The organism is Pseudomonas entomophila, from assembly GCF_029478665.1.
In the GTDB taxonomy this organism is placed as follows: domain Bacteria; phylum Pseudomonadota; class Gammaproteobacteria; order Pseudomonadales; family Pseudomonadaceae; genus Aquipseudomonas; species Aquipseudomonas entomophila_F.
Genome location: NZ_JARPQB010000001.1, coordinates 278,144 through 305,092, shown reverse-complemented (window position 1 = coordinate 305,092; position 26,949 = coordinate 278,144). Strand labels below are relative to the sequence as shown.

Here is a 26,949-nt window from a genome sequence, read left to right as displayed (position 1 = left end):
GGCTGGGGCATGGGGGCGGGTCTCGGTGGGCGCATTCCTGGGAACCTTTCGGCCGGGGCTGCGCGTTGCCTTGGGGCTTGGAGGCACGGTAGTGGCAGCTTGCGTTTGCGTCAATCCGGGGGATTTGGGCTATAGGCTCAAGAAGCCTTCTGCCTAATTGCATAACTACTTACCCCCTAAAATCTGCCAAACAGCCCTACAAGCCAAAAAACAAATTATAAAACTAGCCAGACACACAAACCAAGCACTACACAGCCGCCTAAAACCTATATCTTGCATCATCAAAACCCCCATATAGCTTAAACAACTTATTACAGGCAACCATTATCATCACACTCTCAGAGCCAACGCGTTCAGAGCGGACATTTTTTCCACACCAATCGCGAATATAGAAAGCCCCCACAGACATAGAGCAAACGACGTACTCCCCCTTAAACTCAAACGACATCTCAGCTCCTTCAGGGTTTAAGTACACCGGGATATTTTCCGAATCCTCATCGCATTCCAGACACACCCCAGACATACCTATATTTACCCCCTTGCAAGCCAAGAGAGACTTGAGCAGACCCAGAATACAACTATCCACACCAGAGCCGGAGCAAAGATAAATATCCATAAGACAATTTTTAGGGATTTCACTCCTAACAAGATCACTCACGCCACCGTACAATCTAACCAATTTCTTGCAAGAATCCTTTACCCTTTCCCAGTCTGTAATCACATTCGCATCACACCACCGCTCTATATACTTAGCACCCTCAGCCATCGAACAAACAACACTCTCATCAAAATATTCAAACGACATATCAAAGCCTTCAATATCCAGATAATCCGGAATACTGAGAGGATCACTATCACACCCAATAAATACTCCCCCCACCTCAAACCCCACACACTCAAAATCCAGAAGCCCATCAAGTAGAACATCCATATCACTATCATACCCCACCCCATTCCACACATAAAAAATCTGCATGCACGCCCTCATCACCCCTTCTTCATCACAAGTAAACATCAAGCCCCTCACAAAATAAAAATTAATTACACCCATACAACACAGCACAACCTTCTAAAGTCCATGCTTTGCATCATCAAAATCTTCATAGAGCTTCACCAGCCTATTACAGGCAGCCATTATCGCTACCCTTTCAGACCCAACACCTTCAGATCGGACGTTTTTTTCACACCAATCACGGATATAAAAAGCCCCAACAGACATGGAACAAACGACATACTCACCCATATAACCAAATGACATCTCAACCCCTTTGCCACTCAAATGCGCTGGGATATTTTCCGGATCCTCATCACACCCCAGATAAACCCCAGACATACCTACACTTACTCCCTTGAAACTCAAGAGAGACTCAAGCAGATCCTCAATACAACCATTCACACCAAAGCCAGAACAAATAAAAACACCCAAAAGGCAATCTTTAGGAATTTCATTCTTAACAAGGACAGTCATACCACCGTAAAGCCTCACCAACTTATCACAAGAGTTACCTACCCTCTCCTTTTCCGCGACAACATTAGCACTACACCACTCCTCTATGAATTTAGCACCTTCAACCATAGAGCAAACAACATACCTATCCATATACTCAAACGACATATCAAAACCCTCAACATCCAGATAATCTGGAATACTTAGAGGATCACTATCACACCCAAGATAGACACCTGCCATTTCCAACCCAACACACTTTAAGTCCAGAAGCCCATCGAGTAATACACCTATAAAACTACGATACTCTAAGCTACTCGTCACTTCAAACACATCCATACAAGCTTTCATTACCTTCTCATTGTTAGCGTCAATCATATTAGCCCCCTTCAAATACCCATTGACCCCACCCGCCAATCCAATCGGATCCGGCGTTAGATACCGCCCTGTCTGTGGGTTGTAATAACGGTACCGGTTGCAATGCAGCCCGGTTTCTTCATCGTTGTACTGCCCCTGAAACCGCAGGGGTTGTCGATGTGGTCCACATCCAGACGCAGAACATGGCCACAGGCGCGGTAGCGCGCCTACTAGCGAACGAGCCCGCTGCTCGATGTCAGAACCTGTGGTCGAGGTAGTAATGCAGGGTTTCAGCGGGGCCATCGCCGTCGCGCAAAAACATCGCTATGTAGCGGAAGTCACTATCCCGTCTACGGAACTGCTCGACAGACCTGAGAGTACCCCTGCGAGCAGGGACTTACCCTTCTCCAGATTGCCCCTGCAAGCACAAGATTTGATTTAACTATTTCAACAATAGATCCCTTATGTATGCACTGCGAACCCCACCCCCAATCCAAAAATCCCTCACAGCATCTATAACCTCTGAATCCACACGAAGCGCAGAGTAGGCTTCTTCATGCAAAAAATTATTAGCCCCTTCATCCAACTTATATCCATACAAGCTCTCCACCAAAATACATCCGACAGCAGCCCTAACCATCCAAGACTCCTTACACTCTTCAAGAATATGAATCGCCGGAAAAATAAAGGAAATGTCGGCCAGAATTATTTCCCAATCTTCTCCCATTTCCTCAACAGCTAGACCTAGCAGTTCGGAAACTCGCACACACACATCTGACGGTGCCCCATAGTACGTCATCAAGCCCCTTCGAAATCCGCTCCATAGTGGACTACTAAACTAATACCTTTTTTTAAACACCAACTCTAGCGTCATCATACCCCTTGTAGAGCTCCACCAACTTATCACACCCAGCCATTACCACTGACCTTTCAGAACCAGTCTTTTCAGAACGAACATTCTTCCCACACCAATCACGAATATAACAAGCCCCAACAGACATAGAACAAACAACGTACTCCTCCAAAAACTCAAATGACATATTAGCCCCTTCAGGATTCAGGTAAACCGGGATATTATCTGGATCCTCATCGCATTCCAGATACACTCCCGACATACCTACCCCCACCCCATCGAAGCTCAAAAGACACTCCAACAAAACTCCAATATAGCTATCCACATGCAAACTGGAGCAAAGATAAAAATCCAACAAGCTGTTTTTCGGAACATCACTACGCACAAGATCAGTCATGCCACTGTAAAGCCTCACCAGCTTTCTACAGAGACAAATTACTGACTCCCTCTCAAAGACTACATTTTTATCACACCACTCCTCTATATACTTTGCGCCTTCAGCCATTGAGCAAACAACATACTCATCCATATACTCAAACGACATTTCAAACCCATCGGAGTCCAAATAATCTGGAATACCGAGCATGTCTCTATCACACCCTAGGAAGACCCCCGACATCTCTGTGCCAATACCTTCAAAATTAAGCAAATCCTCAATCAGCACCCTAATCAAACTCACACCATCAATACCTGTGGAAATCTTGAAATCAAGCATACAGGTACTCACTATTTCACTTTCAACCTTACTTAGCACACTCAACCCTCCACCGCCTCACGACCTAACAAAAATTGGCCATCACTCCAACTAGAACTTCAGAGCAACCTCTGCATAGCCTTCTAAACCCCATGCTTTGCATCATCAAAACTTTCATAGAGCCTCACCAGATCATTACAAGCCCCCATTATCTTCCCTCTCCTAGAATTAAAACCTTTACAGCAGACATTCTTCTCACACCAATCGCGAATATAACAAGCACCTACAAACATAGGACAAACAACATGCTCGCCCGCAAAATCAAACGACATCTTATGCTTCTCATATCTCAGATATGCAGGAATGTCTTCAGAATTACCATCGCACCCCAGATATACTCCAGACATGCCTAAACCTACCCCCTCGCACCTCAAGAGGGACTCAACCACGACCTCAATATAGTCCCCTCCATTCAAACCAGAACCAACAAACATATCAAATAAACATTTCCCAGGTATTTCGCTCAGAGTGAGGTCACTCATACCACTATAGAGCCCCACCAGCTTCTTACACCCTTCAATCACTGCCCCTCTATCAGTAACCACCTCCCTATCACACCATTCCTCTATATACTTTGCGCCTTCAGCCATTGAGCAAACAACATTCTCACCCACATACTCGAAAGACATATCAAACCCATAAGGATCCAAATAATCTGGAATACTTAGAGAATCACTATCACACCCAAGATAAACACCTACCATCTCCAGCCCTACACCCTCAAACCTCAGAAGACTGTCAATTAAAATATCCAGACAACTCTCATACTTCAAGCCATCCGACATATATAGCACCCCCATGCAAGCCCTCATTATCTCTCTATCATCAACGCTAAGCATTTTAGTCTCTCTCAATAGACGAATGGAAATTAGTGATAACTCTTGCATCCCTATCCAAACAAACAGCAAACCTTATGCCGTCACAATGCAGGAAATACACAGTCTTCTTCGCCCCAACCACCTCACTATATTCACTTAAGGCCGCCCTCAGCCCACTAAGATATAAAATCTCTAAAATCAAAGCTCAAAGCATAACCAAAACAAGCTACACTCACAGGACGTTGACCGCTTTTTATTCGGCACGCGACCAAACCACCTCATTACTATCCCCGCAACAAATCAAAGCCTTCTTAGTGGAGTTAAGCAACCAAAACACGCACCCTGTAGTTTGACCAAGTATGAATTGCAAATCACCTGGCGACTCAAACCTCCAAACATGCCACCCCCCATCAAAAACCATCAGACATACAAAGTCTTCTTCATATCTCGTTCAACACGTACACCCCTCCTCCAACACAATCACTCGATTCGCGACCAATGCACACAATCACTATCTCCGAAATACACCAACACGCGCCTTGTAGCATCCAGCAGCCAAAATCTAAACGCCGTAGTTTCGTTTATCAAAAGCTGTAGATCCTCCTTACGTTCAAACTTCCAGGCATGCCACTTTTCATCCACCACCAACAAGTACACAAACTCTTCAGGCTGTTTTGATATGCTTCTCCAGAAGTTTTCATCATAATACCTACAAACCCTCTGCATATAAAACGAATCAAGATTCCCGCAACCACCATAAAAATTCAGATCCAAATAATCTAGCAAGCCTCGCAACCCACTCCCTTCAACCCGCTCAGCCTTAATCGAGCTAGCCTTAATCTCTTCTTCAATTTCAATCTTCAAATATTCCACATCACCGCCCCTTCTCAGTGGATATTTTACTTCTACTCACATGGACTCTCTGCACAAGTATGTGACCTCGTACACCACCCGCGCGTGACCGTTTGCCGGCGGCCTGATAACCAACATGAGGAATCTTCGGTCCCTCTGCGCTAGGTACAAGCCCTGGATCATCAATATTCACTTCAGCTCCTCTATAAGGGCCACTCTTGACAGACCACTCGGTTGGATGCGACTTCCCATATTGATCCTTCCCCCACTTCGTAACTTTAAATTCGGACCTTGGCACTCCCGTCCGACGAAAAGCTTCATCCAATGCCTTTCTTACCTGCTCATAGGGATTACCAGGTAAATCTCGATAATCTAGATCCTTATTAGGATTAAACGTCCAACCTTCCTCTGGACAACAACCCACCAACCCCAACGGATCCACCCACCCCGTCGGATTCACACCATACAAATACCCATTGACCCCACCCGCCAATCCAATCGGATCCGGCGTTAGATACCGCCCTGTCTGTGGGTTGTAATAACGGTGCCGGTTGTAATGCAGCCCGGTTTCTTCATCGTAGTACTGCCCCTGGAACCGCAGGGGGTTGTCGATGTGGTCCACGTCCAGGCGCAGGACATGGCCGTAGGCGCGGTAGCGCGCCGACCAGCGAACCCGTCCGCTGCTCGAGGTCAGCTCCTGGGGCGTGCCGAGGTGGTCGAGGTGGTAGTGCAGGGTTTCGGCGGGGCCGTCGCCGTCGCGCAGCAGCATCACCATGGGGCGGAAGCCGCCGGGCTCGTAGACGTAGCTGCGCCAGCGGCCCTGGCAATGCTCGGCCAGCAGGCGCTCGCCCTGCCAGATGAAGGTGGTGACGGTGTCGCCGACGGCCTTGGACACGCGGCGGCCGAAGGCGTCGTAGCGATAGCGGGCCTGGCGGCCGTCGGGCAGGTCGACGCAGGCCAGGCGGTGCTGGCTGTCGTAGTGGTAGCGGGTGACCAGTTGCTGGCCATGGCCGCGGCGTTCGCTCACCTGGTTGCCGAAGCGGTCGTAGTCGTAGTGGCTGTCGCCGTGCATCAACAGGCGGTTGGCCTCGACCCGCACATCAAGCGGGGCGCCGCGCAGGCCGCTCTGGGCCAGGAGGTTGCCGGCGGGGTCGTGGACGAAGTACTCGGCCAGTTCGCCGCGCACGGCGGTCAGGCGGTCCAGGGGGTCGTACTGGTAGGTGCGGGTGCCGCGGCGGGTGTCCTCCAGGCGGGTGAGGTTGCCGCTGTCGTCGTAGTGGTAACGCCGCAGGAACACCGAGCCTTCCTTGCGATCGACCCGCTGGGCCAGCAGGCGGCCCTGGCCGTCGTACTGGAACTGGCTGAGCAGGTCGCCCTGCTGGCGGGCCACCTCGCGGCCGTGGTGGGTGCGGTGGGCGGTCAGGCGCTGGCCGTCGAGGTCGATGGCCTGCAGGTAGTCGCCGGGCTGGTAGCGGTAGTCCAGGCGGCTGCCGTCGGGCAGCCGGCAGTGGCTGACCCGGCCCATGGCGTCGTAGCCGTAGTGCAAGGTTGCCCAGCCCTGGTGCTCGGTGACCAGGCGGTCGCACAGGTCATACGTGTAGGCCAGCGGCCAGTGGCCGTCATCCACCTGCACCAGGCGCCCGAGGGCGTCGTAGCTGTGCTCGACCTGCTGCCCGTCGGGCAGGGTCTTGACCAGCAAGCGGCCCTGCTTGTCCCGGGTGTAGCGGGTCAACCACGGCTCGCCGGTCTCGCCATGCTCGGCCTTTTCCAGCAACTGGCCGTTGAGGTCGTAGCGGTAGCGGGTGACTTGCCCGTCGAAGCCGGTCTCCTCGGCGAGCAGGCCGTTGGGGTGGTAGGCCAGGCGGTAGTGTTCGCCGCGGGCGTTGACCACCTCCGACAGTTGCAGTTGGGGATTGTCGTAGCGGTAGCTGAGAAAGCTGCCATCGGGGTCGATGCGCCGGGACGGCAGGTGCAGCCCGTCGTCGTACTCGAAGCGGGTCACCCGCCCCAGCTCGTCACGCTGGGCGGTCACCCGGCCATAGGCGTTGTATTCATAGCGGTGCACGCCGCCACCGGGCAACGACACCTCGCTCACGCGCCCGGCCAGGTCCCACTTGTACTGGGTGACCGCGGCGTTCTCGCGCTGGCGCATCACCAGGCGACCCAGGGCATCGTAGCGGTAGCGCCGCGAGCCGCCGCCCGGCAGGGTTTCGCTGACCAGCTGCCCGGCGGCGCTCCAGCCCAGCTCGTGCAGGCTGCCGTCGGCCTGGCGGATGCCGACCAGGCGCCCCTGTGTATCGTAGAGGTAGCCGGTGACCTGCCCGCACGGGTCGGTCTGGCGGATCACGTCACCCTGGGCATTGCGCTGGTACAGCCAGCGGGCCTGCCCGCGACGCACTTCGCAGACATGGCCGTCGCGGTAGTGGTAGTGGGTCGCTTCGCCGTCATCGGGCTGCACCGACAGCAAGTGCCCGGCGTCGTCGTAGCTGTAGACGGTTTCGGCGCCCAGCGGATTGCGCTCGGCCACCAGGCGGCCGTGGTCGTCGTAGGTCTTGTGGTGCTCGGCGCCGTCGGCGTCGACCTGGCGCACCAGCCGGGCCTTGTCGTCGTGCTGGTACACCTGCTGGCTGCCGTCGGCGTTGTGCACCGTGACGGCGCCCTGCCCGTCCCACTGGTAGCGCGCCTCCAGGCCCGGCACGCTGGACCAGTGGCGCACGCAGCGGACCTGCTTGCCTTCGCCCTCCCATTCCCAATAAAACGCCGCGCCGCCCGCCAGCCGCCGCTCGAGGATGACGTTGGCGGCGTCGTAGCGGTAACGCTCGCGCTCATCCAGGCCGTTGCCGGCCTCGGTCAGTTGCCCGGCGTCGTTGTAGTGGTAGCTGGCCAGGGTCGCCACGCGCACCCAGGGCGACTGCTCGCGCCCCTTCGCGTCCAGCAACGGCTGGCGCACCTGCAGCTCCAGCGCCACCAGGCGGCTGCCCTGGTACGCCAGGTACAGGCGGTTGCCGGCGCCGTTGTCGACGTGTTCCAGGCGGCCGGCGCGGTCATGGCCGAGTGTGAGGCGGTTGTCGTAGGCGTCGCTCAGGGCCACCAGGCGGCCGTCGATGAAATGCAGGTAGCGCGGGCGCTCGCCGGCTTCGGCGATCACCAGTTCGCCCTCGGCCTCACCGAGGAAGATCGCCGCGTTGCTCAGGCTGTTGCAGATGAATGGCCGGCGGCTGTCGGGCATCGGGAAGCGGGTGCGGCGGTTCTCGTGGTCGCACCACACCACGCCCTGGCCGTCGGCCTCCAGCTGGTGGCACAGGCTGTGGCTCCAGCCGGGGCCCAGGCCGTGGTCGATCTCGGCCGCGCTGGTGCGGTACATCCGCACCCAGGCCAGCGGCAGCACGCCGAACAGCTCGGCATCCTGCAGCGTGAGCAGCTCCTCGCCGGTGACCATCGACACCGGGCAACGGTTGGTGACGGTCTCGTCGGCGCGCTGGGCGGGCTTGTCGCTGGGGGTGCGGGGCTGGCTGGGGGCGTCGGGCAGGTCCGCTTCCGGCTCCACCCGCAGCGCAGCCTGACGCTTGCCGCGCACCACCGAGACGGCATCGTCCACCAGCATGTCGAGGTCTTGCGCGGCGCTCTTGATGGCCAGCGGCACCTTGGCCGCGCTGTTGACCTCGACGCTGCCGCCCGTCAGCAGCGGCTTGGCCAGGCGGGCATGGGCCGCCAGGGCGTGGTCGCGGCTGAGGTCGATCAGCCGTTGCAGGCTGCCGAGCAGGTCGCTGGCAACGCCGCCCGCATGCTTGAGGCCCTTGGCGGTCAGCCGGAACGCCAGGCCCAGGCCACCGGACAGCACGATGCCCAACAGCACGTCCAGCAGCAGGCCGGCATTGAGCATGGCGAAGGCCTGGGCCTGCCATTCGGGCGGGGTCAGGGCCAGCCACTGCAGGATCGCGGTGGCGTGGAAGAACATCAGCAGCTCGTCGTGGAGCATCAGGTTGGCGGTATGCAGCAGGCTGGCCGCCTGGGCCTTGAGCTTCTGGAAGTCCGCCTCGCTGATGTGCTGCAACAGCTTGTCGCGGGCGCCATCGAGGTTGAACAGCAGCTTGACCAGGGTCTTGAGGTCGTCGAGCAGGTTCATCAGCACACTGCTCACGCCCTTGAACATCGCCGAGTTGATGTCCTTCAGGCGTTGCAACGAGCCGACCGGCGGCATGCGGTCCCAGTGCGGGCCGATGCGCTCGGCCCACTCGCTGTCCAGCCAGCCCTTGAGCTGGTCGAGCAGGCCGTCGTAGGAGCCGTGCAGCGCCTGGATCTCGGCCGGGCCGACCTTGGGGTGGAACAGCAGCGTGTAGCGGCGGTTGGCGTGGCAGCCGCTGATGGTGGCCCGGCCGTGCTCGTCGAGCAGGCCCTCGAAGCGCTGCGGGGCCTGGCCTGGGGGCACCTGCTCCACCAGCGCGTAAGGCGTGCCGCCGATGGGCACGAAGGCCAGGCTCTCGAAGCGGTGCACGATGTTCAGCACGCCATTGGCCGGGCAGTTGGCGTAGCCGGTGATCGTGCGCGCCCCCAGCCCCTTGGCCTGGCGCAGCACCTCGTTGCCTTCGCTGTCGGTGAAGCGCAGCTCCTGTTCCAGGTTCAGCGCCCAGCCCAGCCACAGGCTGTCCTGCAGCTGCTCGAAAGTGGCCAGGCTGTGCTGGCGGAAATGGGCGATCCGCGCCGGGCCGTCGGGCTTGCGGGCGTCGAGGTTGTCGTAGAGGAACTTGGCGTAGATCAGGAGGCTCATGGGGTGATGTCCTTGTTCACGTGCGCCAGCAGCCGTTCCATGGCTGGCGTGTCGAGCGGGGCACCCAGGGCCAGGCGCTCGACCTTGCAGCGCAGGGTGGCCTCGGGGAGGGCGAAGTAGAGATCGGCGTGGGCCTCGCGCAGCCATTGCATGAGGTTGTCGATGACCGGGCCGGGGTCGCGCTGGAGCAGGTGCTCGAGCAGTTCGGCGCTGACCGGCCACCAGGGGAATGGCTCGATGTTCAGGCGCGCGGCCTGGCGCAACGAGCGCGCCTGGCCGTTGCTCCAGACCCGGCTGAACACCGGCAGCAACGCGGGCGAGCCGGCCTGCTCGTGGTCGAGCAGGGCCAGCAACTGGTGGCCGTCCCACAGGCGCAGGAACACCGCAGTGCCGTCCGGCAGCTTCACCTGGGTCAGGCTGCGCAGGTACTCGAACACCTGCGCAGGCGGGTGCGACGACACCGCCAGCCAGCCCCAGTCACGGCAGCGGACAGTGCCGCACCAGGCGAGGAACTCACCCTGGGGCGTGGCTTCCACCAGGTAGGGCATGGCTTCGAGCCAGCCGGCGTAGGGGGTGCCTTTCCACAACGGCAGGGGTACCTGAAAACCGTCGTGTCGGCGGTAGGCCGCCAGCACGTCGGCCTCGCTGACGCTGCCGAACACCGCGTACAGGCGTTCGCCATCGACCAGGGGATTGGCCGCAAGCCAGGCTTCGGGGGTGAGGGTTTCACAGGTCACAGGCGCCCTCCTTGCACCGCTCGCACTCTTCGCAGAACGCGGCGTTGCGGCGGAAGGTGTCGAGCTGCGCCTGGGTCAACGGCCGGCCTGCCACGGCCTGCTCGGCCTGGGCGGTGGCGCCCGGAAGCAGGGGCATGGCCGGGGTGCCACCAGCGACCTGGCCGTCTGAGTCGACATAGAGCCCTTTGCCAAACGTCACCCCATTGGCATCGACCCGCACAAAACCGCCACCGGCACGCAGCACCACCTCGCTGCCGGCATCGAGCACCAGCCGCCTGCCGGCTGACAGATGAACCTCCTGCCCGGCCTCGACCAGCAACGCCTGGCCGAGCTTCATATGCCGGGAGTTGGCGATGCTCAGGTGATCGTCGCCGCGCAGTTCGGTCTTGCGGTCGCCGTGCACGGTGCGATGGTGCTGGGCGTGGTACTCGCTGTGGACATCGCCCCGCACGGTGTCGTGGCGCTCGTTGCGGACCTGAACGCGCTGGTCGTTGCCGACGTTCTGTTCCCAGTCACGCTGGGCGTGAATGAAGATCTGCTCGTGGCCCTGGCGGTCTTCGATGCGCAGTTCGTTGCTGCCTTCGGCCCCCGGCGAGCTGGCAGTCTTGAACACGCTGCGGGTCTTGTTTGCCGGCAGTTCGAGGGGCGGCAGGTGCGCGGCGTTGTACAGGCAGCCAGCAACCACCGGCCGGTCGGGGTCGCCGTCGAGGAACGCCACCAGCACTTCCATGCCAACCCGGGGAATGACCAGGCTGCCGTAGCCGTTGCCCGCCCAGTTGCTGGCCACGCGCAGCCAGCAGCTGGTCTTTTCGTCGCGCTGGCCGTCGCGGTCCCAGTGGAACTGCACCTTGACCCTGCCGAGGGCGTCGCAGTGGACCTCTTCGCCTGCCGGGCCGGTCACCCTGGCGGTCTGGGCGCCATGGATGCGTGGCCGCTGGCTGGGCACCGGTGGCCGATAAGGGGTGCCCCAAGGCAACGCCTTGAACTGGTTGCGGTAGCCCTGCCAGGTCGCCGCCCCGCCTTCACCGCCAGCCTCTTCCAGGACCTGGGGCTGATGGCCTTCGTGGGTGACCTCGGCCAGTAGCCACAGCGCGTTCCACGCGTCCCGGGGGTGCGCTTCGAGGGTAAAGAAATGGCCACTGCGCAGGGCTGGCTGGTCGCTCTTGCCCTCGGCTTGCAGGTAGTCGGCCCGGAGGCTTTCGAGGGACCGCTGGCTCACATGGCGAGCGTCTTCGCGGTCGGTGAAGTCCCCGGGAAAACCGTAGTCCTCGACGTCCGGCTGGGGCACGGGCAGCTCGGGCTGGTGCGCGCCATGCAGCACCAGGTTGGGCTTTTCGAAGGCGTAACCGCGTCGGCTGGCCCTGGCGGTGCGGGCCGCCACCCGCGCGCCGAACCGGTTGACCACCGGCTGGTCCCGGGCCTGGCCGCTGTCGGGGGCGAAGCGGGTCGGCCGGGCCAGGCGCAGGAAGGCGCTCTGGTCGTCGCCGAACACCAGCAGGTGGCCGTCGGCGCTGTGCTCGAAGTGGTAGTGCAGCCCCTCCTCCGCGCACAGGCGCTGGATGAACGCGAGGTCGGTCTCGTCGTATTGGGTGCAGTAGTCGCGCTTGGGGTAGACCGTGGGGCCGAGCTGGAAGCGGTAGGCGTCGGCGAGGATGCCATGGGCCTTGAGCACCGCGGCGATGATCTGCGGCACGGTCTGCTGCTGGAAGATGCGCAGGTCGCGGTTGTGTTCGAGGTAGGCCAGGCGTGGGACCAGCTCCAGCCGGTAGTGGGTCAGCCGGGCGCCGGTGTCGCCCTGGGAGACGCAGGCGATCTGCCCGTGAATGCACTGGCCGTCGCCGCCGATCTGTAAGGTCGCCAGTTTGTGCAACAGGTGTTCCAGGTCGATGGCCGGGTCTTCGCTGACCAGTTCGACTGCAAACTGGTAAGGCGTGCCGAGCGCCTCCTTGCCGGTGAAGCGCAATACTTGCAAATCCGTTTGAACACCGTGGATCTGCAAGGTGAATCGGGGCTGATCTCCTGATCCGAACATTCGCCATCCTTATGCCAGGTACGCTCACGGCGCCGCACCCACACGAAAGTGCAAGTACGGGGCGCGTTGAAGCCGTTGAGAAGTACCCGAAGCATAAGGCAATGAAAGTGCGCAACTTTTGCGCAACCATACACAAGCAAATGATTTGAAAAGAAAAACTCGAATTTATTTCAATTTGTTTTTATATCGAAAAACGACAAATAATTACCCATACAAAACAATCAATAAGACGCCTCCCAATACTAAGTAGGAGGCTTCTTACAAACCTAAAAATATCTAAACGAACTTATAAACAAGACAACACAAAAGTTCGCACCACACATCCGCAACGAACATTCAAACGGATGCAGCGAGGATGAATTCGCGATAACCGGAGACAATCACATACACCGCGAAATAGCAGAAAATGGCCGCCGACAGCAGGTAGGACCACGTCAGCAGCCGGTCACCGAGCAGGCGCCCGCCATGGCTGGCGATGCCGCACAGCGACAGGCACCAGACCAGCCCGGCGGCGAAGAAGCCCCCCAGGAACAACCCCGCGTCGAGCAGGCTGCCGCCACCGGACCTGGAGATCAGCACCCCGCCCACCGCCGCGAACCAGAGGATGGCGCTGGGCGAGGACATGGCCAGGAAGATCCCGCGCAGGAACTCGCGCCAGCCCGACTCCACCACCACCTCGCCCCGCGACTCCAGGTGCCCGCCGCGCCAGGCCGCCAGCAGCATCTTCAGGGCGAACCACACCAGCAGCGCCGAGCCGCCCAGCCACAGGGTCCAGCGCACGCTTTCGAACTGCAGCAGCACGGTCATGCCGGCCAGCGCGGCAATCGCGTAGACCAGGTCGCCGACGCAGGTGCCCAGGCCCAGCCAGAACCCCTGGAGGAACCCGCGCTGCATGGCCAGGGTGATCATCGCGATGTTGGCAATGCCGATATCCAGGCAAAGGGACAGGCTGAGCAGGAAACCGTTGGAGAAGGGCATGCAAGACTCATATGCGTACTGGATTGATGGTGCGCCACAATAGCCATGCCGACGAATGGCGCCAACCCTGTCAGGCCATCGCGGCCTGCTCGAAGACTTCGTCAGCCCATTGATTCAGGCTCTTTCCCGCCGCCCTCGCAGCAATGCTGGCGGCGGCATGGACTTCAGGGCGAATACGCAGCATGACCTTGCCGGAAGCCGGTTTTTCCGGGGTGATGCCCTGCTCTGCACAGTCGGCCAGGTAGTCATCCAGTGCCTCGCGGAATGCCTCATGCAGCTCGGGAACCGAGCTTGCGTGGAAGCTGATGATGTCGCGCAGGCCAAGCACGCGGCCAACGAAGATATCGTCGCGCTCGTCGTACTCGACACGTGCGGCATAGCCCTTGTAACGCATGCAACTCATGGTCGGACTCCTGCCCGCAACAGGAACTCGCGGGCTTCTTCAATCTGATATCGCCTGGCCTCCTTGCCAGGGTGTGGACGATGGCATCGCCAGAACTGGCCACTGAGCTGGATCTTGACCCTGGAGCCTTGCCGTTCGAGTAGCCACCCAGGTACAACACCAATGCTTCGATCTCGGCAAATTGCAGAGAAGCAGTAGTCGGCGTTCTGAAGATGCTGTCCAGAATTTTGCGATATCGAGTGTTCATCGGGAAATGCTATCAAAATAAGATAGCACTTTTCCCATGACATTCATTCAGGATTTTTCATCCCCCGCCAACACATGTGCATATCGCGCCCGGTCCACATTCGCCCCGCTGAGCACCACCGCGACACGCTTGCCGGCCTGGCGCCCGCGCTCCTGCAGCAACGCCGCCAAGGCTGCGGCGCCGGCCCCTTCGGCGGTGTTGTGGGTGGCTTCGTGGTACAGGCGCATGGCGGCCGCGATCTCACGGTCATCCACCCGCACGATGCGCGCGGCATTTTCGCGGACCAGGGCGAAGGCCTCCGGATGGGGCACGCGGCAGGCCATGCCGTCGGCGAAGGTATCGGCGGTGGTGGTGGTGACGATGCGCCCCAGCTCGAAGCTCTGGGCATAGGCGTCCGCCGCGCTGGAGACCACACCGACGATCTCGGTGTCCAGCCCCAGCAGGTTGCGCGCCTGGATCAGCCCGCAGATGCCCGAGCCCATGCCGATCGGCACATACACGCAATCCAGCCCGCTCACCGCCTCGAACAGCTCCAGGGCATAGGTGGCCACGCCGCGCACCAGCTCCGGGTGGAACGACGGCACCATCGCATAGCCACGGGCCTCGGCGATCCTCGCCGCCTCCTCCCGCGCCACGTCGAAGTCGACGCCGTGCTCCACCAGCTCGGCGCCCAGTGCGCGCATGGCGGCGTTCTTCTCGCGGGAGTTGCCTTGCGGCACCACGATCACCAGCGGCAGGCCGGCCTGGCGCGCCGCCAGGGCCATGCTCTGGCCATGGTTGCCCCGGGTCGCGGTAACCAGCCCGCGCGGCACCTGGCCGCTGGCCAGCAATGCGCGCACGTAGACCAGGCCACCGCGCACCTTGAAGGCACCGGTGGGCGCATGGTTCTCGTGCTTGACCCACACCTGGCAACCCAACCGCTCGGCCAGCAGCGGCCAGGCGTGCTGCGGGGTCGGCGGAACATGCTGGTGGACGAACGTGGCGGCTTCGCGCAGGGCGGGCAGGTCGAACATGGCGGGCATCCTTCATCGGTTGGGGTTGAACCGATGCTAAGCGCCGGGCATTGTATGGGTCCAAGTATATATTGCATGGGTAGCAATTTCGTGTGGACGCCAACACTGCCGGACAACAGCCAGCCCCGCTATCTCGCGTTGGTCGACGCCATCGCCAGCGCCATTGAGCGCGGCGAGCTCACGGTCGGCCAGCGCCTGCCACCGCAGCGACGCCTGGCCTGGGCCCTGGGGCTGAACCCCAGCACCACCCAGCAGGCCTACCGCGAAGCGGCGGCGCGGCACCTGGTCTCCGGCGAGGTGGGCCGTGGCACCTATGTGCTGGCGGGGAGCAAGGAGGCGACGCTGTTCCGCCTCAAGCAGCCCGACCGCCAGCATCCGCTGATCGACCTGTCGACCAACGTGCCGGTGGCCGATCCGCACAATCGCGACCTCGAGCAGAGCCTACGTGGCTTGCTCGAACAGGGAGAAACCGCCCTGCTCGACCATTACCTGGGGCCTGAACAACTGATGCTGGGGCGGATCCAGGGCGCCCGCTGGCTGGCCAATCGTGGCCTGGACCTGGCACCAGAGGAGGTGATGTTCTGCGGCGGTGCCCAACAGGCGCTGACCCTCGTGTTGCAGTCGTTGTGCCAGGCGGGTGAGCCGGTGATGCTCGAGGCGTTGACCGCACCGGGCATCAAGGCCGCCTGCCGTCAGCTGCGCCTGCCGGTGCATGGCGTGGCCCTGGATGACCAGGGCCTGCGCCCGGATGAGCTGGACCGTGTCGCCCGGGCAAGCGGTGCAAGGATGCTGGTGACCACGCCGACCCTGCACAATCCCACCGGGGCCTGCATGGGCGAAGCCCGGCGCCGGGCGTTGGCGGACGTCGCCAAACGCCATGAGTTGCTGGTGATCGAGGATGACGTGTACGGCGCCTTGACCAATCAGCCACCGCTCTACCCTCTGCTCGAAGGCCGTGGCGTGCTGATCAGCAGCTTGTCCAAGACCGTGGCTGCAGGCCTGCGCCTGGGCTGGATCGCGGCCCGGCCAGCCTTGCTGGAGCAGATCGACCCTTATGCCCAGGCCACTCACTGGTCGGTATCGCCGCTTAACCTGCGTATCGCCTGCCAGTGGATCGCCGACGGCACCGCCGCCAGGCGCCTGGCTTGGCAGCGGGAGGAACTTGGCGAACGCTGGCGCCTGGCGCGGGCGCTGCTGGGGGATGCGCTGCCTATCGCGGGCATACCCTCGCCCCATGCCTGGCTGGCCACGCCAGGAGACGCCGAGGCAGTGGTGGCCCGGTGTCGGGCGCAGGGGGTGGAGATCGTGCCGGCCAGTGTGTTCGCGGTGGGCACGGACAGCGTGCGGGCGGTGCGGGTCAGCCTGTCGGCGGCGCACAGCCGGGCGCAGTTGAAGCAGGGGCTGGAGCTCGTCCGGGATCTACACCTGCCCCTGTAGGAGCGGCCTTGAGCCGCGAAAGGGCCGCAAAGCGGCCCCAGCGATCTTTGCACCAACGCTGAAATCTGGGGCTGCTACGCAACCCTTTCGCGGCACAAGGCCGCTCCTACAGGGATTGCGTGCGGCTCAGTTCAACCGGCAACCCTCGCCCAGGGCGCGGTACTGGAGGGTGTGCACCTGCCCTTGATGGTCTTCATAGGTCATGGTGGCGGGCACCACTTCGCACACGTTGGGGATGGTCGACAAGCTGATCACGCGCTTGATGTCGAGGTTGGTGGAATAGTCGTACTGCTCGACCGCGGGTTGGGTGGCTGCGGTCTTGGCCTGGTCCGCGTAGGCGAACGAGGACATACCGACCAATGCAAGAATCAGTAAGGCTTTCATGGATATCGACCTTGATGGCTATCAAGCTGATCGCGTGACTTCTGATGCCGTCAATGGCGCGGAGAAGTTGTCATCGACTGCTGGGATGACACGAAGTACCGATCCCGCTTTATCGTACTGCCGGGGGGATGAGGGAAAGTCTACTCCCCGTCCGGAATAGTTGAACCCTTATGTCGGATATTCACCCTTGTCGGATTTGCAACAATCTGCGACAAAGCGGGGCCTAACGTTCAGGTGCCTGTTCTGGCACATTCGCCGGCAAGCCGGCTCCTACGGTGAGAACACTTTTGACCGCGCTGACCTGCATGCACCTTCCCCAGTTGCAACGCCGCCTGCTGGAGCACTTCTATCGCCAGCACGGCTCGCGCATGCGCGCCAGCGGCGAGGGGGAACTGTGGGTGGCCCGTGCCGATGAAATCGTTGCAGGGATGAGCCTGCTGGCCGTGGCGGACGGCCACTGGCTGACCGGCCTGTTCGTCGCGCCACAGTGGCGTGGGCGGCAGGTCGCATCACGCCTGGTAGAAGCAGCCTTGGCGGCGCGCCCAGGCCCGACCTGGCTGTTCTGCCACCCGGGCCTGCAGCCGTTCTACCAGCGTTTAGGCTTCACGCCCGCCATCGAACTGCCCGAAGCGCTGGCCTCGCGCCTGGCCCGCTATCAGCGCAGCAAGCCACTGCTGGCGATGGCACGTGATCAGTCGTCCGCCACATCGAGCCCGGGAAACAGCACCTCGGTGTAGCCAAACTTGCCGAAATCCTGAATCCGCGAGGGGTACAGGCGACCGATCAAATGATCGCATTCGTGCTGCACCACCCGCGCATGGAAGCCATCGGCAAAACGATCGATCGGGTTGCCGTCAGGATCGACGCCGGTATAGCTGATGTGCTTGTAGCGCGGCACCACGCCACGCAGCCCCGGCACCGAGAGGCAGCCCTCCCAGCCATCCTCGACCTCGGTGGACATCGGCGTGATCACCGGGTTGAGCAGGATGGTCCGGGGCACGGCTTCGGCATCCGGGTAGCGCTCGCTGCGCTCGAAGCCGAAGATCACCAGCTGCAGGTCGGTGCCGATCTGCGGCGCGGCCAGGCCCACGCCACCGACGTGGGCCATGGTTTCGAACATGTCGTCGATCAGCTGGCGCAATTCCGGGCTGCCCAGCATGTGCTCGGGGACCGGCGGGGCGATGCGCAGCAGGCGTTCATCGCCCATCTTGAGAATGTCACGGATCATCAGGTATTCGGCTCGCGGGTCTGGGGGGCGTGTTCGACAGGGTGCTCATGGCCGAGCACGGTGATGGTATCCCGGTGCTGGTCGCCCGCGAAGTCCTTCTCGCCCGGGTTCTTGCCTTCGGCCGACATGTGCTCGATCACCGCGTTCATCTCCGCCCCCAGCAACAGCACCGCGGCGGAAATGTAGAAGTACAGCAACAGCACGATGATCGCACCGATGCTGCCGTACATGGCGTTGTAGTCGGCGAATGTCTTCACGTAGTAGGCAAAGCCCAGGGAGGCGACGATCCACACCACCACCGCCAGCACCGAGCCTGGGGTGATGAAGCGGAATTTCTGCTTCACATCGGGCATGACGTAGTAGATCAAGGCCACCGCCACCATCATCAGGATGATGATCGCCGGCCAACGCAGGATGGTCCATACGACCACCACCGCCTCTTCCAGCCCCACCTGCGAAGCGATCCACTCCATGACCTGCGGCCCCAGCACCATCAGCGCGGCCGCCGCCAGCAGCATGCCGGCGATGCCGACGGTGTAGATGATCGACAAGGGGAAGCGCTTCCACACCGGCCGCCCTTCGGGCACGTCGTAGGCGGCGTTCATCGCGCTCATCATCAGGCGCACGCCGGCCGAGGCCGTCCACAGGGCGATCACGATACCCACCGAGAGCAAGCCACCCTTCGATTGCTGCAACTGGTCGATCACCGGGTTGACCTGCTCCAGGGCCTGGGGTGGCAGCACCAGTTCGGATTGCAGGCGCAGCCAGGAGAAGAAGTCCGGCAGGTGCAGGAAACCGATCAGGGCGATCAGGAACAACAGGAAGGGGAACAGCGAGAACAGCATCTGGTAGGCCAGCGCGCTGGCATAGGTGGACATCTCGTCGTCGAGGAACTCCTTGACGGTGCGCACCAGCACGCGGTGCAGGGGCAAGCCGCGCAGCTCGGGGAAAATCATAGCGTCTCCTTTCGCCGCTTGATCGTCGTGGCAATACGGACAAGTCTAATAGACCGCGCCCGAGCTGTGACTACTCAACGCCAATTGCAAGAAAACGGCTACACCCGAGATGACAGGTTCGGCGCTTGCCGTGCCCCGCGCCACCTAGCACAATGTCAGGCCTTTCTAGCGTCAACCCGCAGGAACCTGCATGAAACTCGACAAACCCACCGCCATCGCCCGCCGCAACGCGGCGCTGACCCGGCCGGTGCTCGACCGCGACAACACCCTGTTCGCCATCCTCGACAAGAAGCGCAACCTGTGGTGGTTCGAAGTGCCGGTGGCACTGCTGCGCAAGGGCCAGCCCGACTGGGTCAACCTGCTGCTGCACACCCCGGAAACCGACGAATTGCAGCACCTGAAGGTGCCGGTCAACTTCCTGCGCGCGCATCAGGAGCAGATGGAAGTGCGCCACCCCGGCAAGCGCCGCTCCACCATCAGCCTGGCCTTGAGCGCCGACCGCGACTCGCTGCTGCGCGACACCCGCCCGGGCGGCGAGCAGCTGGACTTCCGGACCTTCGTGCAGGCCTGATCAGGCCCGCTCGATGCGATCGTCATGGATGACGATCCGGCCCTGCTTGAACAGCGCGCCGATCGCCTTCTTGAAGTTGCCCTTGCTGACGTTGAACATCTGGCTGATTACCGCCGGGTCGCTCTTGTCGCATACCGGCAGCACGCCACCAGCGGCTTCCAGGCGCTGCATGATCTGCTCGTGCAGGGCGTCGGTGAGCGCCTCGCCGACCGGTTGCAGGCTCAGGGCAATCTTGCCGTCGTGGCGCACTTCCTTGATGAAGCCCTTCTCGTGCATGCCCGAACGCAGGAACTTGAACACCTCGTTCTTGTGGATCAGGCCCCAGTGGCGGTTGTTGATGATCGCCTTGAAGCCCATGGGCGTCTCGCCGGCCACCAGCAGCTCGACCGGCTGGCCGGCCTTGTAGTCCACCGGGGTGCGGTCCAGGTAGCGGTCCAGCTTGGCGGTGGCGGTGATGCGCCGGGTGCGCTTGTCGAGGTAGGCGTGGACCACGCAGTAGTCGCCGATCTTCAGCGGCCTGGACTCCTCCGAGTACGGCATCAGCAGGTCCTTCGAGAGGCCCCAGTCGAGGAAGATGCCCGCGCCGTTGATGTCCTTGACCTTGAGGCTGGCGAACTCGCCCACCTGCATTTTCGGCTTCTCGGTGGTGGCGATCAGCTGGTCTTCGCTGTCGAGGTAGATGAACACGTTGAGCCAGTCGTCGAGTTCAAGCTCGGCGTCCTTGGGGAAGTAACGCCGTGGCAGCAGGATTTCCCCGTCGGCGCCGCCGTCCAGGTACAGGCCGAATTCCACGTGCTTCACGATTTGCAAACTGTTGTAACGCCCAAGCAGAGCCATTTCCGAAGATCCTCAAGACAAGGCGGCTATTCTAACACCTGACCCGCCCGGCTGCCCGAGCGTCCAATCGCCGGAACCGCCGCGCGTCCTTGCGTCCCAGCCCTGCAAGGATCCGCCCATGCTCAAGCACCTGTTCATCGCCGTTGCCGTCGCCCTCGCCCTGGCGGCCTGCAACCGCATCGACGTGGCCTACCGCAACCTCGACCACCTGGTGCCCTGGTCGCTGGGTGATTACCTGGACATGAACCGCGAGCAGAAGCGTTTGCTCGACGAACGGCTCAAGGAGCAACTGGCCTGGCACTGCCGCACGCAACTGCCCGGCTACCTCGACTGGCTCGACCAGGTGCGCTCGATGGTCGCCAACGACGCGGTGACCGATGACGCTTTGCAACAGCGTGCCCGGGAAGCGCGCCAGGCCATTGGCCGGGTTGCCGCCGCCATTACCCCCTCGGCCACCGAACTGCTGCGCGGCATGAGCGACGAGCAGGTCGCCGAAATGCGCCAGGCGTTTCGCGCCGATATCGCCAAGCGCCAGAAAACCTACGCCGACACGCCGCTGGTCAAGCAGATCGAGCAGCGCGCCACGCGCATGCAGAAGCGCCTGGAGCCCTGGCTGGGCGAGCTCAGCACCGAGCAGCATCAGCGGGTGATGCGCTGGTCCCAGGCCCTGGGCGACCAGAACCGCCAGTGGATCGCCAACCGCGCCCACTGGCAGCAACAACTGGTGCTGGCGCTCAACCAGCGTGGCGACGCCAGTTTCGAGCCGCGCCTGGCGCAGTTGCTGCAGCGCAAGGAAAGCCTGTGGACGCCGGAGTATCGCCAGGCGTTCCAGAGCAGCGAACACGAGGCGCGCAGCCTGCTGGTGGACCTGATGAAACAGAGCAGCCCGGCGCAGCGTCAGTACCTGCAACAGCAGTTGGGCAAGGTGCGGGGGGATTTCAGTGAAATGAAGTGCCTGAAGCGTTGAGTAAGGCCTCTGTAGGAGCGGCTTAAGCCGCGATCACCTGCGAAGCGGGTGCCAGGCACCGCGCTGCCTGCATCGCGGCTGAAGCCGCTCCTACAGGGAGTCCCACGCTTTCAGCGCCCCCTGCGCCGATACGGAAACACATCGATCACTTTCCCGCCGCGAATGGCCTCCTGCAACCCCTTCCAGTAATCAGCGTCATACAGCTCCCCATGCAACCCGCTGAACAACCGGCGCTGGCCGATATCGGCGAACAGGAACGGCGGGAACTCCTCCGGAAACACGTCGTGGGGCCCGATCGAATACCACGGTTCCCCGGACATCTCGTCCTCGGGGTAGCGCGGCGGCGGGATATGCCGGAAGTTGACCTCCGTAAGAAAGCTGATCTCGTCGTAGTCGTAGAACACCACCCGGCCATGGCGGGTGACACCAAAGTTCTTCAGCAGCATGTCGCCAGGGAAGATGTTCGCCGCCGCCAGTTGCTTGATGGCCAGCCCGTAGTCCTCCAGCGCCTCCAGCACCTGGCCCTCGCTGGCGTGCTCCAGGTACAGGTTGAGCGGGATCATGCGCCGTTCGGTCCAGCAGTGGCGGATCAGCACCGTGTCGCCTTCCAGGCTCACGGTGGAGGGCGCCACCTCCAGCAACTCGGCCAGGCATTCTGGGTCGAACTTGCCCTGCGGGAAGCGAAAATCGGCGAACTCCTGGGTATCGGCCATGCGCCCGACACGGTCGACACTCTTCACCAGGCGGTACTTCTCGATCACCGTGGCGCGGTCGACGGTCTTCGACGGCGAGAAGCGGTCCTTGATGATCTTGAACACGGTGTTGAAGCCCGGCAGGGTGAACACGCTCATGACCATGCCACGCACCCCCGGGGCCATGACGAAGCGGTCGTCGCTGCCGGCCAGGTGGTTGATCAGGGCACGGTAGAACTCCGACTTGCCGTGCTTGTAGAAGCCGATCGAGGTGTACAGCTCGGCGATGTGCTTGCCCGGCAGGATGCGCTTGAGGAAGTTGACGAACTCGCCTGGCACCGGCACGTCGACCATGAAGTACGAGCGGGTGAAGGAGAAGATGATCGACACTTCGGCTTCGTCGGTGATCAGCGCATCCGCCTCGATCCCGTGCCCCTCGCGGTGCAGCAGCGGGATCACCAGCGGCCATTGTTCGTCGGGGGTGTACAGGCGCCCGACCAGGTAGGCGCCCTTGTTGCGGTAGAGCACCGGGGTGAACAGCTCGACCTTGAGCTGCGGGTCCTTGCAGACCCAGTCGGGCAGGCACTCGCGCAACTGCTCCTCAAGGCGCGACAGGTCGGATTCCAGGTCGCCATAGGGCACGTTGAACGCATAGTCGGCGAAGATCGCCCGCAACAACCCCTTGAGCCCATCCGCCAGCCCATAGGTGCGGGTCTGCGCCGCGCGCTCGTGGCTGCGCATCGAAGGCCGGGTGGTGTGGATGAACATGCAGCCGTCGCTGATCTGGTCATGGCTGAACAGGCTGCAGAACAGCGAGTTGTACCAGGTCTCCGACAACTCATCGTCCAGGCGCGGGTCGATCAGGCGGATATAGGCGTTCTTGACCAGCGGCCACTGCTCGACGTCCAGCAGCGTCTGCGCCGCGAATTCCTTGCGTAGCCAGCCGTTGGCCTCGGCGACCTTCTCTTCGTACAGGTTGATGCGCGCCGCCGCCGCACGCTGGATGTCCTGCCATTGCGCCTGCTCGAAGCGCTCACGGGCACCGAGGGTGATGCGGCGGAAATGCTCGCGGTAGTCGTCGAAACCGTCGAGGATCACACGGGCGATCTCGGCGGCGGGCCAGGGTTGGGTCATGCGGAGCCTCCGGTGCAGGGTGCAGCGCTGAGCTTAGCCCATTCCACTCACCGGCAAGCCAGCCCCCGCAATCCGGTAGGCGCCGGCTTGCCGGCGAACCGCCTCACCCGTTTACACAGCAAGAAAGCACAAGAATCACGCCATCCCCTGACGTACACTCGCGCCCCTGCCCTACCGCCGGAGAACACCGTGAGCCCCACCGCCCTAGCCCGCCTGCTGACCCTCGCCGCCGTCTGGGGGGCGAGTTTCCTGTTCATGCGCATCATCGCCCCCGAGCTCGGCACGGTGCCGACGGCGTTTTTCCGCGTGTCCATCGCCTGCCTGGGGCTGGTGGCGATCCTCGCCGCGGCACGGGTGCGCTGGGACTTCCAGGGAAAGCTGGGGGCCTGCCTGGTGCTGGGGATGATCAACTCCGGTATCCCGGCGACCTTCTATTCGGTGGCCGCACAGGTGCTGCCGGCCGGCTACTCGGCGATCTTCAACGCCACCACGCCATTGATGGGGGTGCTGATCGGGGCCTTGTTCTTCCGCGAGGCGATGACCCTGCCCAAACTGTGCGGGATCTTCCTTGGCCTGTTCGGTGTCGGCATCCTCAGCGGCGCCGGCCCGGTGGCGCTGGACATGGCCCTGGTGCAGGGCGCCCTGGCGTGCCTGGCGTGCCTGGCGGCAACCACCTGCTATGGGTTCGCGGGCTTTCTCGCGCGGCGCTGGGTCGCCGGGCTGGACAGCCGGCTGTCGGCGCTGGGCAGCATGCTGGGGGCCACGCTGCTGCTCAGCCCGCTGTTCGCCTGGAGCGCACTGACCCAGCCACCGGCCAGCTGGGGCGGCTGGGAGGTGTGGTTGTCGTTGCTGGGCCTGGGGCTGCTGTGCACCGCCTTCGCCTACATCCTGTACTTCCGCCTGCTGACCGAGATCGGGCCGATCAAAGCCAGTACGGTAACCTTCCTGATTCCGGTGTTCGGGGTGCTGTGGGGGGCGTGGCTGCTGGATGAGCCACTGTCGATGGCGCATCTGTATGGCGGGGTGTTGATTGGCGCGGCGCTCTGGCTGGTACTCAAACCTGCCAGAGCATGACACGTCCTTGTAGGAGCCAGCCTTGCTGGCGAAGGCGGCCGCATTCGCCAGCAAGGCTGGCTCCTACAGGTTTACGCTTCGGCTGCGCGTAGCGCCGGCTTGCGGAACACGAACAGCAGCCCGACCACGATCAGCCCCATGCCCAGCAGGCTCAAGGGTGCCAGGCGGTTACCGAAGATGATGAAGTCCATCACCGCGGTCACCGCCGGCACCAGGTAGAACAGGCTGGTGACGTTGACCAGGTTGCCCTTGGCGATCAACCGGTACAACAGCAGGGTCGCCAGCAGCGACACCACCAGCCCCATCCACAACAGGGCGCCGATGAAGCTCATGTTCCACTCGACGTGCAACGCCTGGAACGGCGCGAACACCGCGCACAGGGCAAACCCGGCCAGGTACTGCAACGGCAAGGTCCCCATGGGGTTGTCGGTGATGCGCTTCTGCAGGATCGAGCCCAGGGTCATGCTGGCCAGCGCCAGCAGGGCGAACAGCATGCCGCCGAGCGAAACCCCGCCCAGGTTGATGCCCTGGTAGACCACCATCACCAACCCGGCCAGCCCGAGCCCCAGGCCGAACAGGCGGCTGAAGGAACGCTGGCGCTCCATCAGGACCACGGTGAGGATCGGCTGCACGCCCATGACCGTGGCCATCACGCCAGGGGTGACATGGGTGTTCAACGCCAGCAGGTAGAAGATCTGGTAGGCGCCGAGCAGCACGCCCCCGGTGCCCAGGGCCCGCAGGATCGCGCCACGGCTGCGCGGCCAGCGCAACCCGAGCATCGGGCTGATCAGCAGCAGGCCGCACAGCGCCAGCGCCGAGCGCAACAGCAGGAAGGCAGACGGGCTGGCCTGGGCCAGGCCAAGTTTGGAGACGATCGCCCCGCTGCTCCACAGCAGGACGAACAGGCTGGTAGTGGCCGCCGAGGCCACGGATGCTTTGGATAAGACAGACATGTATTGCCACCTGTATACGGGCAAATGAGCCGTACGGAGGGCCTATCGCGTAGCGAGGGGATGGCCGACCGTGTTCAGTAGGGTGCGCGTGCGGTGGGGAGACGGCCAGCGGCCGGTCAGCCCAGCACCACGACTGCGCGAGCGGGCGGAGCTACGCCGCCTACGACGCCACTGACAGGTGGTGGGTAGTGACTGATCATGGCCGGCTGCTGGCTGCCACGCACGACCACGCCCGCGACAGGCGCGAGAACGTAAGCGGTGGTGGAAGGGATGGCTGGCATGAACAGGTCTTCTGGGAAGTGAGTGTTTCGGAATATAGCGGTGAATCGAGGGCTGGGCAATACGCCTTGTCGACCTTATTCGCCGGCAAGCCGGCTCCTACAGGGGTAGCGCATATCCGTAGGAGCCGGCTTGCCGGCGAAATATCAGAACAACCAGCGGTACAGCGCGTAGGCGACCACCACCGCCAACACCGGCCGCAGCACGCGGTAGGCCTTGGGGTTGGCGCGCTTGAACTGCTTGACGCGGGTGCTGATGACATTGCTGAAGCGTTTGCTCCAGGCGTAGGCCTGGTTGATCCCGCCGACGCGTTCGTCATCGGTGTTCTGCGGCGCGGTAGCGCGGCCGAGGAAGGCGCTGACCTTGCGGTTGATGCGGGTCATCAGCGGGCTGTTGAGCGGGCGCTCGACGTCGCAGAACAGGATCACGCGGGTGACCTCGGTCTCGTTCTTGACCCAATGCACGAACGTTTCGTCGAACATCACGTCCTCGCCGTCACGCCAGGCGTACGGCTGACCGTCGACGTAGATGCGGCAATTATCCGAGTTGGGGGTGGACAGGCCCAGGTGGTAGCGCAGCGAGCCTGCGAACGGGTCGCGATGCGGGTTCAGGTGGCTGCCACCGGGCAGCAGGGCGAACATCGCGCCCTTGACGTTGGGGATGCCGCTGACCAGTTCGACGGTCTTGGGGCAGAGCGCCTCCGCCGATGGTAGCGGCTTGTCGTACCACTTCAGGTAGAAACGCTTCCAGCCCTTCTTGAAGAAGGAGCCGAAACCGGCGTCGTTGTCTTTCTCCGCGGCGCGGATGTAACCCTCGTCGAACAGGCGCATGGCCTCCTCGCGGATCACCTCCCAGTTGTCCTTGAGCACGTCCAGCTCCGGGAAGCGCTGGCGGTCCAGGTAGGGTTTGGAGGGCACGCCGGAGAACAGGTACATCAGGCTGTTGTAGGGGGCGAACAGCGCCGAGTGGTTGACGAACTGGCGCAGCACCGGCAGGCGCGCCTTGCCGCGCAGGTGCACGAACAGCACACTGCCGAAGAACACCAGCAGGACACCTGCCTTGGCGACAAAGGAAAAGGTCATGCAACACTCCTTGGAGGGGAAATCTGGCCATCCCCGGATAGCCGGACATCATAAACCCATCCTGCCCGGGTAAAAACAACCGGGGCAGGATCGCAG

At 61.7% G+C, this 26,949-nt stretch carries 25 protein-coding genes and 1 pseudogene; 5 read left to right on the top strand and 21 right to left on the bottom strand.

What is annotated here, in order from left to right; translation table 11 throughout:
* Window positions 1–259 precede the first annotated feature (259 nt).
* The 13 genes and pseudogenes from P5705_RS01515 to P5705_RS01455 form a co-directional block, all read right to left on the bottom strand.
* Window positions 260–1,051: a hypothetical protein gene (locus tag P5705_RS01515; RefSeq protein ID WP_277459192.1), complete on the bottom strand. Its 792-nt coding sequence runs from the start codon at window positions 1,049–1,051 to the stop codon at window positions 260–262.
* Window positions 1,052–1,069: 18 nt separating this feature from the next.
* Window positions 1,070–1,825 carry a hypothetical protein gene (locus tag P5705_RS01510; protein WP_277459203.1) on the bottom strand — a complete coding sequence of 252 codons (756 nt, stop codon included), beginning with the start codon at window positions 1,823–1,825 and terminating at the stop codon, window positions 1,070–1,072.
* 15 nt (window positions 1,826–1,840) lie between these two features.
* Window positions 1,841–2,031 (bottom strand): annotated as a pseudogene (locus P5705_RS26290) (RHS repeat-associated core domain-containing protein); the annotation flags it as partial.
* Window positions 2,032–2,246: 215 nt separating this feature from the next.
* Window positions 2,247–2,570, bottom strand: a complete 324-nt coding sequence (locus tag P5705_RS01500) for a hypothetical protein (RefSeq protein ID WP_277459191.1) — start codon at window positions 2,568–2,570, stop codon at window positions 2,247–2,249.
* A gap of 85 nt (window positions 2,571–2,655) precedes the next feature.
* Window positions 2,656–3,372: a hypothetical protein gene (locus tag P5705_RS01495; protein ID WP_277459190.1), complete on the bottom strand. Its 717-nt coding sequence runs from the start codon at window positions 3,370–3,372 to the stop codon at window positions 2,656–2,658.
* Between the two features lie 122 nt (window positions 3,373–3,494).
* Window positions 3,495–4,250: a hypothetical protein gene (locus P5705_RS01490; RefSeq protein ID WP_277459188.1), complete on the bottom strand. Its 756-nt coding sequence runs from the start codon at window positions 4,248–4,250 to the stop codon at window positions 3,495–3,497.
* Between the two features lie 459 nt (window positions 4,251–4,709).
* Window positions 4,710–5,102 (bottom strand): hypothetical protein, encoded by a 393-nt coding sequence (locus P5705_RS01485; RefSeq protein ID WP_277459187.1) that lies wholly within the window; start codon window positions 5,100–5,102, stop codon window positions 4,710–4,712.
* Between the two features lies 1 nt (window position 5,103).
* The gene (locus P5705_RS01480; protein WP_277459186.1) at window positions 5,104–9,849 is read right to left on the bottom strand and encodes an RHS repeat-associated core domain-containing protein; all 4,746 of its coding nucleotides are present in this window, start codon (window positions 9,847–9,849) and stop codon (window positions 5,104–5,106) included.
* On the bottom strand, window positions 9,846–10,586 hold the full coding sequence (locus P5705_RS01475) for a DUF4123 domain-containing protein (protein WP_277459185.1): 741 nt from the start codon (window positions 10,584–10,586) through the stop codon (window positions 9,846–9,848). The genes P5705_RS01480 and P5705_RS01475 overlap by 4 nt, the downstream gene beginning before the upstream one ends.
* Complete coding sequence (tssI, locus tag P5705_RS01470; protein ID WP_277459184.1) at window positions 10,576–12,618, bottom strand: type VI secretion system tip protein TssI/VgrG; 2,043 nt, start codon at window positions 12,616–12,618, stop codon at window positions 10,576–10,578. The genes P5705_RS01475 and tssI overlap by 11 nt, the downstream gene beginning before the upstream one ends.
* Before the next feature lie 336 nt (window positions 12,619–12,954).
* Window positions 12,955–13,596 (bottom strand): LysE family translocator, encoded by a 642-nt coding sequence (locus P5705_RS01465; RefSeq protein WP_011535069.1) that lies wholly within the window; start codon window positions 13,594–13,596, stop codon window positions 12,955–12,957.
* 70 nt (window positions 13,597–13,666) lie between these two features.
* Complete coding sequence (locus P5705_RS01460; protein WP_213657855.1) at window positions 13,667–13,999, bottom strand: type II toxin-antitoxin system HicB family antitoxin; 333 nt, start codon at window positions 13,997–13,999, stop codon at window positions 13,667–13,669.
* A gap of 294 nt (window positions 14,000–14,293) precedes the next feature.
* A complete protein-coding gene (locus P5705_RS01455; protein ID WP_277459183.1) occupies window positions 14,294–15,259 on the bottom strand; it encodes a threonine dehydratase in 966 nt (321 codons plus the stop codon).
* A 75-nt stretch (window positions 15,260–15,334) separates the two neighbouring features.
* Here P5705_RS01455 and P5705_RS01450 point away from each other — a divergent pair, with 75 nt between their 5' ends.
* Window positions 15,335–16,696: a PLP-dependent aminotransferase family protein gene (locus P5705_RS01450; RefSeq protein ID WP_277459181.1), complete on the top strand. Its 1,362-nt coding sequence runs from the start codon at window positions 15,335–15,337 to the stop codon at window positions 16,694–16,696.
* A gap of 126 nt (window positions 16,697–16,822) precedes the next feature.
* Here P5705_RS01450 and P5705_RS01445 read toward each other — a convergent pair whose 3' ends face one another.
* Window positions 16,823–17,080, bottom strand: coding sequence for a DUF2790 domain-containing protein (locus P5705_RS01445; protein ID WP_277459179.1), 258 nt, complete (start codon window positions 17,078–17,080; stop codon window positions 16,823–16,825).
* A gap of 368 nt (window positions 17,081–17,448) precedes the next feature.
* Between P5705_RS01445 and P5705_RS01440 the strand changes: the two genes are divergently transcribed.
* Window positions 17,449–17,817, top strand: coding sequence for a GNAT family N-acetyltransferase (locus P5705_RS01440; protein WP_346780500.1), 369 nt, complete (start codon window positions 17,449–17,451; stop codon window positions 17,815–17,817).
* Here the strand turns inward: P5705_RS01440 and def are convergent.
* Together def and P5705_RS01430 are read right to left on the bottom strand one after the other, a co-directional pair.
* Window positions 17,772–18,308, bottom strand: coding sequence for a peptide deformylase (gene def / locus P5705_RS01435; protein ID WP_277459177.1), 537 nt, complete (start codon window positions 18,306–18,308; stop codon window positions 17,772–17,774). The genes P5705_RS01440 and def overlap by 46 nt on opposite strands.
* Complete coding sequence (locus P5705_RS01430; RefSeq protein WP_240063663.1) at window positions 18,308–19,264, bottom strand: YihY/virulence factor BrkB family protein; 957 nt, start codon at window positions 19,262–19,264, stop codon at window positions 18,308–18,310. The genes def and P5705_RS01430 overlap by 1 nt, the downstream gene beginning before the upstream one ends.
* Window positions 19,265–19,454: 190 nt before the next feature.
* Between P5705_RS01430 and P5705_RS01425 the strand changes: the two genes are divergently transcribed.
* Entirely contained in the window at window positions 19,455–19,835 is a 381-nt protein-coding gene (locus tag P5705_RS01425; protein WP_213657860.1) for a hypothetical protein, read from the top strand.
* Here P5705_RS01425 and P5705_RS01420 read toward each other — a convergent pair whose 3' ends face one another.
* Entirely contained in the window at window positions 19,836–20,672 is an 837-nt protein-coding gene (locus P5705_RS01420) for a CvfB family protein (RefSeq protein WP_277459174.1), read from the bottom strand.
* A gap of 118 nt (window positions 20,673–20,790) precedes the next feature.
* Here P5705_RS01420 and P5705_RS01415 point away from each other — a divergent pair, with 118 nt between their 5' ends.
* Window positions 20,791–21,639, top strand: coding sequence for a DUF6279 family lipoprotein (locus P5705_RS01415; RefSeq protein ID WP_277459173.1), 849 nt, complete (start codon window positions 20,791–20,793; stop codon window positions 21,637–21,639).
* Window positions 21,640–21,749: 110 nt separating this feature from the next.
* Here the strand turns inward: P5705_RS01415 and aceK are convergent, their stop codons facing one another.
* A complete protein-coding gene (gene aceK, locus P5705_RS01410) occupies window positions 21,750–23,465 on the bottom strand; it encodes a bifunctional isocitrate dehydrogenase kinase/phosphatase (RefSeq protein ID WP_277459172.1) in 1,716 nt (571 codons plus the stop codon).
* A 189-nt stretch (window positions 23,466–23,654) separates the two neighbouring features.
* Between aceK and P5705_RS01405 the strand changes: the two genes are divergently transcribed.
* Window positions 23,655–24,539: a DMT family transporter gene (locus tag P5705_RS01405; RefSeq protein ID WP_277459170.1), complete on the top strand. Its 885-nt coding sequence runs from the start codon at window positions 23,655–23,657 to the stop codon at window positions 24,537–24,539.
* Window positions 24,540–24,610: 71 nt separating this feature from the next.
* Here P5705_RS01405 and P5705_RS01400 read toward each other — a convergent pair whose 3' ends face one another.
* From P5705_RS01400 to P5705_RS01390, 3 genes are all read right to left on the bottom strand, one after another.
* Complete coding sequence (locus tag P5705_RS01400) at window positions 24,611–25,492, bottom strand: DMT family transporter (protein ID WP_277459169.1); 882 nt, start codon at window positions 25,490–25,492, stop codon at window positions 24,611–24,613.
* Window positions 25,493–25,608: 116 nt separating this feature from the next.
* Window positions 25,609–25,773 (bottom strand): hypothetical protein, encoded by a 165-nt coding sequence (locus P5705_RS01395; protein WP_248921046.1) that lies wholly within the window; start codon window positions 25,771–25,773, stop codon window positions 25,609–25,611.
* A gap of 144 nt (window positions 25,774–25,917) precedes the next feature.
* The gene (locus tag P5705_RS01390) at window positions 25,918–26,853 is read right to left on the bottom strand and encodes an aspartyl/asparaginyl beta-hydroxylase domain-containing protein (protein WP_011535083.1); all 936 of its coding nucleotides are present in this window, start codon (window positions 26,851–26,853) and stop codon (window positions 25,918–25,920) included.
* Between the last annotated feature and the right edge of the window lie 96 nt (window positions 26,854–26,949).

What these genes read in the sequence shown, in the direction of transcription:
- P5705_RS01420 (WP_277459174.1), bottom strand. Translation starts at nt 20,672, where the DNA reads ATGGCTCTGCTTGGGCGTTACAACAGTTTGCAAATCGTGAAGCACGTG.
- P5705_RS01490 (WP_277459188.1), bottom strand. Translation starts at nt 4,250, where the DNA reads ATGCTTAGCGTTGATGATAGAGAGATAATGAGGGCTTGCATGGGGGTG.
- P5705_RS01445 (WP_277459179.1), bottom strand. Translation starts at nt 17,080, where the DNA reads ATGAAAGCCTTACTGATTCTTGCATTGGTCGGTATGTCCTCGTTCGCC.
- def (WP_277459177.1), bottom strand. Translation starts at nt 18,308, where the DNA reads ATGATCCGTGACATTCTCAAGATGGGCGATGAACGCCTGCTGCGCATC.
- P5705_RS01440 (WP_346780500.1), top strand. Translation starts at nt 17,449, where the DNA reads ATGCGCGCCAGCGGCGAGGGGGAACTGTGGGTGGCCCGTGCCGATGAA.
- P5705_RS01400 (WP_277459169.1), bottom strand. Translation starts at nt 25,492, where the DNA reads ATGTCTGTCTTATCCAAAGCATCCGTGGCCTCGGCGGCCACTACCAGC.
- aceK (WP_277459172.1), bottom strand. Translation starts at nt 23,465, where the DNA reads ATGACCCAACCCTGGCCCGCCGCCGAGATCGCCCGTGTGATCCTCGAC.
- P5705_RS01430 (WP_240063663.1), bottom strand. Translation starts at nt 19,264, where the DNA reads ATGATTTTCCCCGAGCTGCGCGGCTTGCCCCTGCACCGCGTGCTGGTG.
- P5705_RS01395 (WP_248921046.1), bottom strand. Translation starts at nt 25,773, where the DNA reads ATGCCAGCCATCCCTTCCACCACCGCTTACGTTCTCGCGCCTGTCGCG.
- P5705_RS01455 (WP_277459183.1), bottom strand. Translation starts at nt 15,259, where the DNA reads ATGTTCGACCTGCCCGCCCTGCGCGAAGCCGCCACGTTCGTCCACCAG.
- tssI (WP_277459184.1), bottom strand. Translation starts at nt 12,618, where the DNA reads ATGTTCGGATCAGGAGATCAGCCCCGATTCACCTTGCAGATCCACGGT.
- P5705_RS01480 (WP_277459186.1), bottom strand. Translation starts at nt 9,849, where the DNA reads ATGAGCCTCCTGATCTACGCCAAGTTCCTCTACGACAACCTCGACGCC.
- P5705_RS01495 (WP_277459190.1), bottom strand. Translation starts at nt 3,372, where the DNA reads ATGCTTGATTTCAAGATTTCCACAGGTATTGATGGTGTGAGTTTGATT.
- P5705_RS01415 (WP_277459173.1), top strand. Translation starts at nt 20,791, where the DNA reads ATGCTCAAGCACCTGTTCATCGCCGTTGCCGTCGCCCTCGCCCTGGCG.
- P5705_RS01450 (WP_277459181.1), top strand. Translation starts at nt 15,335, where the DNA reads ATGGGTAGCAATTTCGTGTGGACGCCAACACTGCCGGACAACAGCCAG.
- P5705_RS01465 (WP_011535069.1), bottom strand. Translation starts at nt 13,596, where the DNA reads ATGCCCTTCTCCAACGGTTTCCTGCTCAGCCTGTCCCTTTGCCTGGAT.
- P5705_RS01460 (WP_213657855.1), bottom strand. Translation starts at nt 13,999, where the DNA reads ATGAGTTGCATGCGTTACAAGGGCTATGCCGCACGTGTCGAGTACGAC.
- P5705_RS01425 (WP_213657860.1), top strand. Translation starts at nt 19,455, where the DNA reads ATGAAACTCGACAAACCCACCGCCATCGCCCGCCGCAACGCGGCGCTG.
- P5705_RS01510 (WP_277459203.1), bottom strand. Translation starts at nt 1,825, where the DNA reads ATGATTGACGCTAACAATGAGAAGGTAATGAAAGCTTGTATGGATGTG.
- P5705_RS01390 (WP_011535083.1), bottom strand. Translation starts at nt 26,853, where the DNA reads ATGACCTTTTCCTTTGTCGCCAAGGCAGGTGTCCTGCTGGTGTTCTTC.
- P5705_RS01515 (WP_277459192.1), bottom strand. Translation starts at nt 1,051, where the DNA reads ATGGGTGTAATTAATTTTTATTTTGTGAGGGGCTTGATGTTTACTTGT.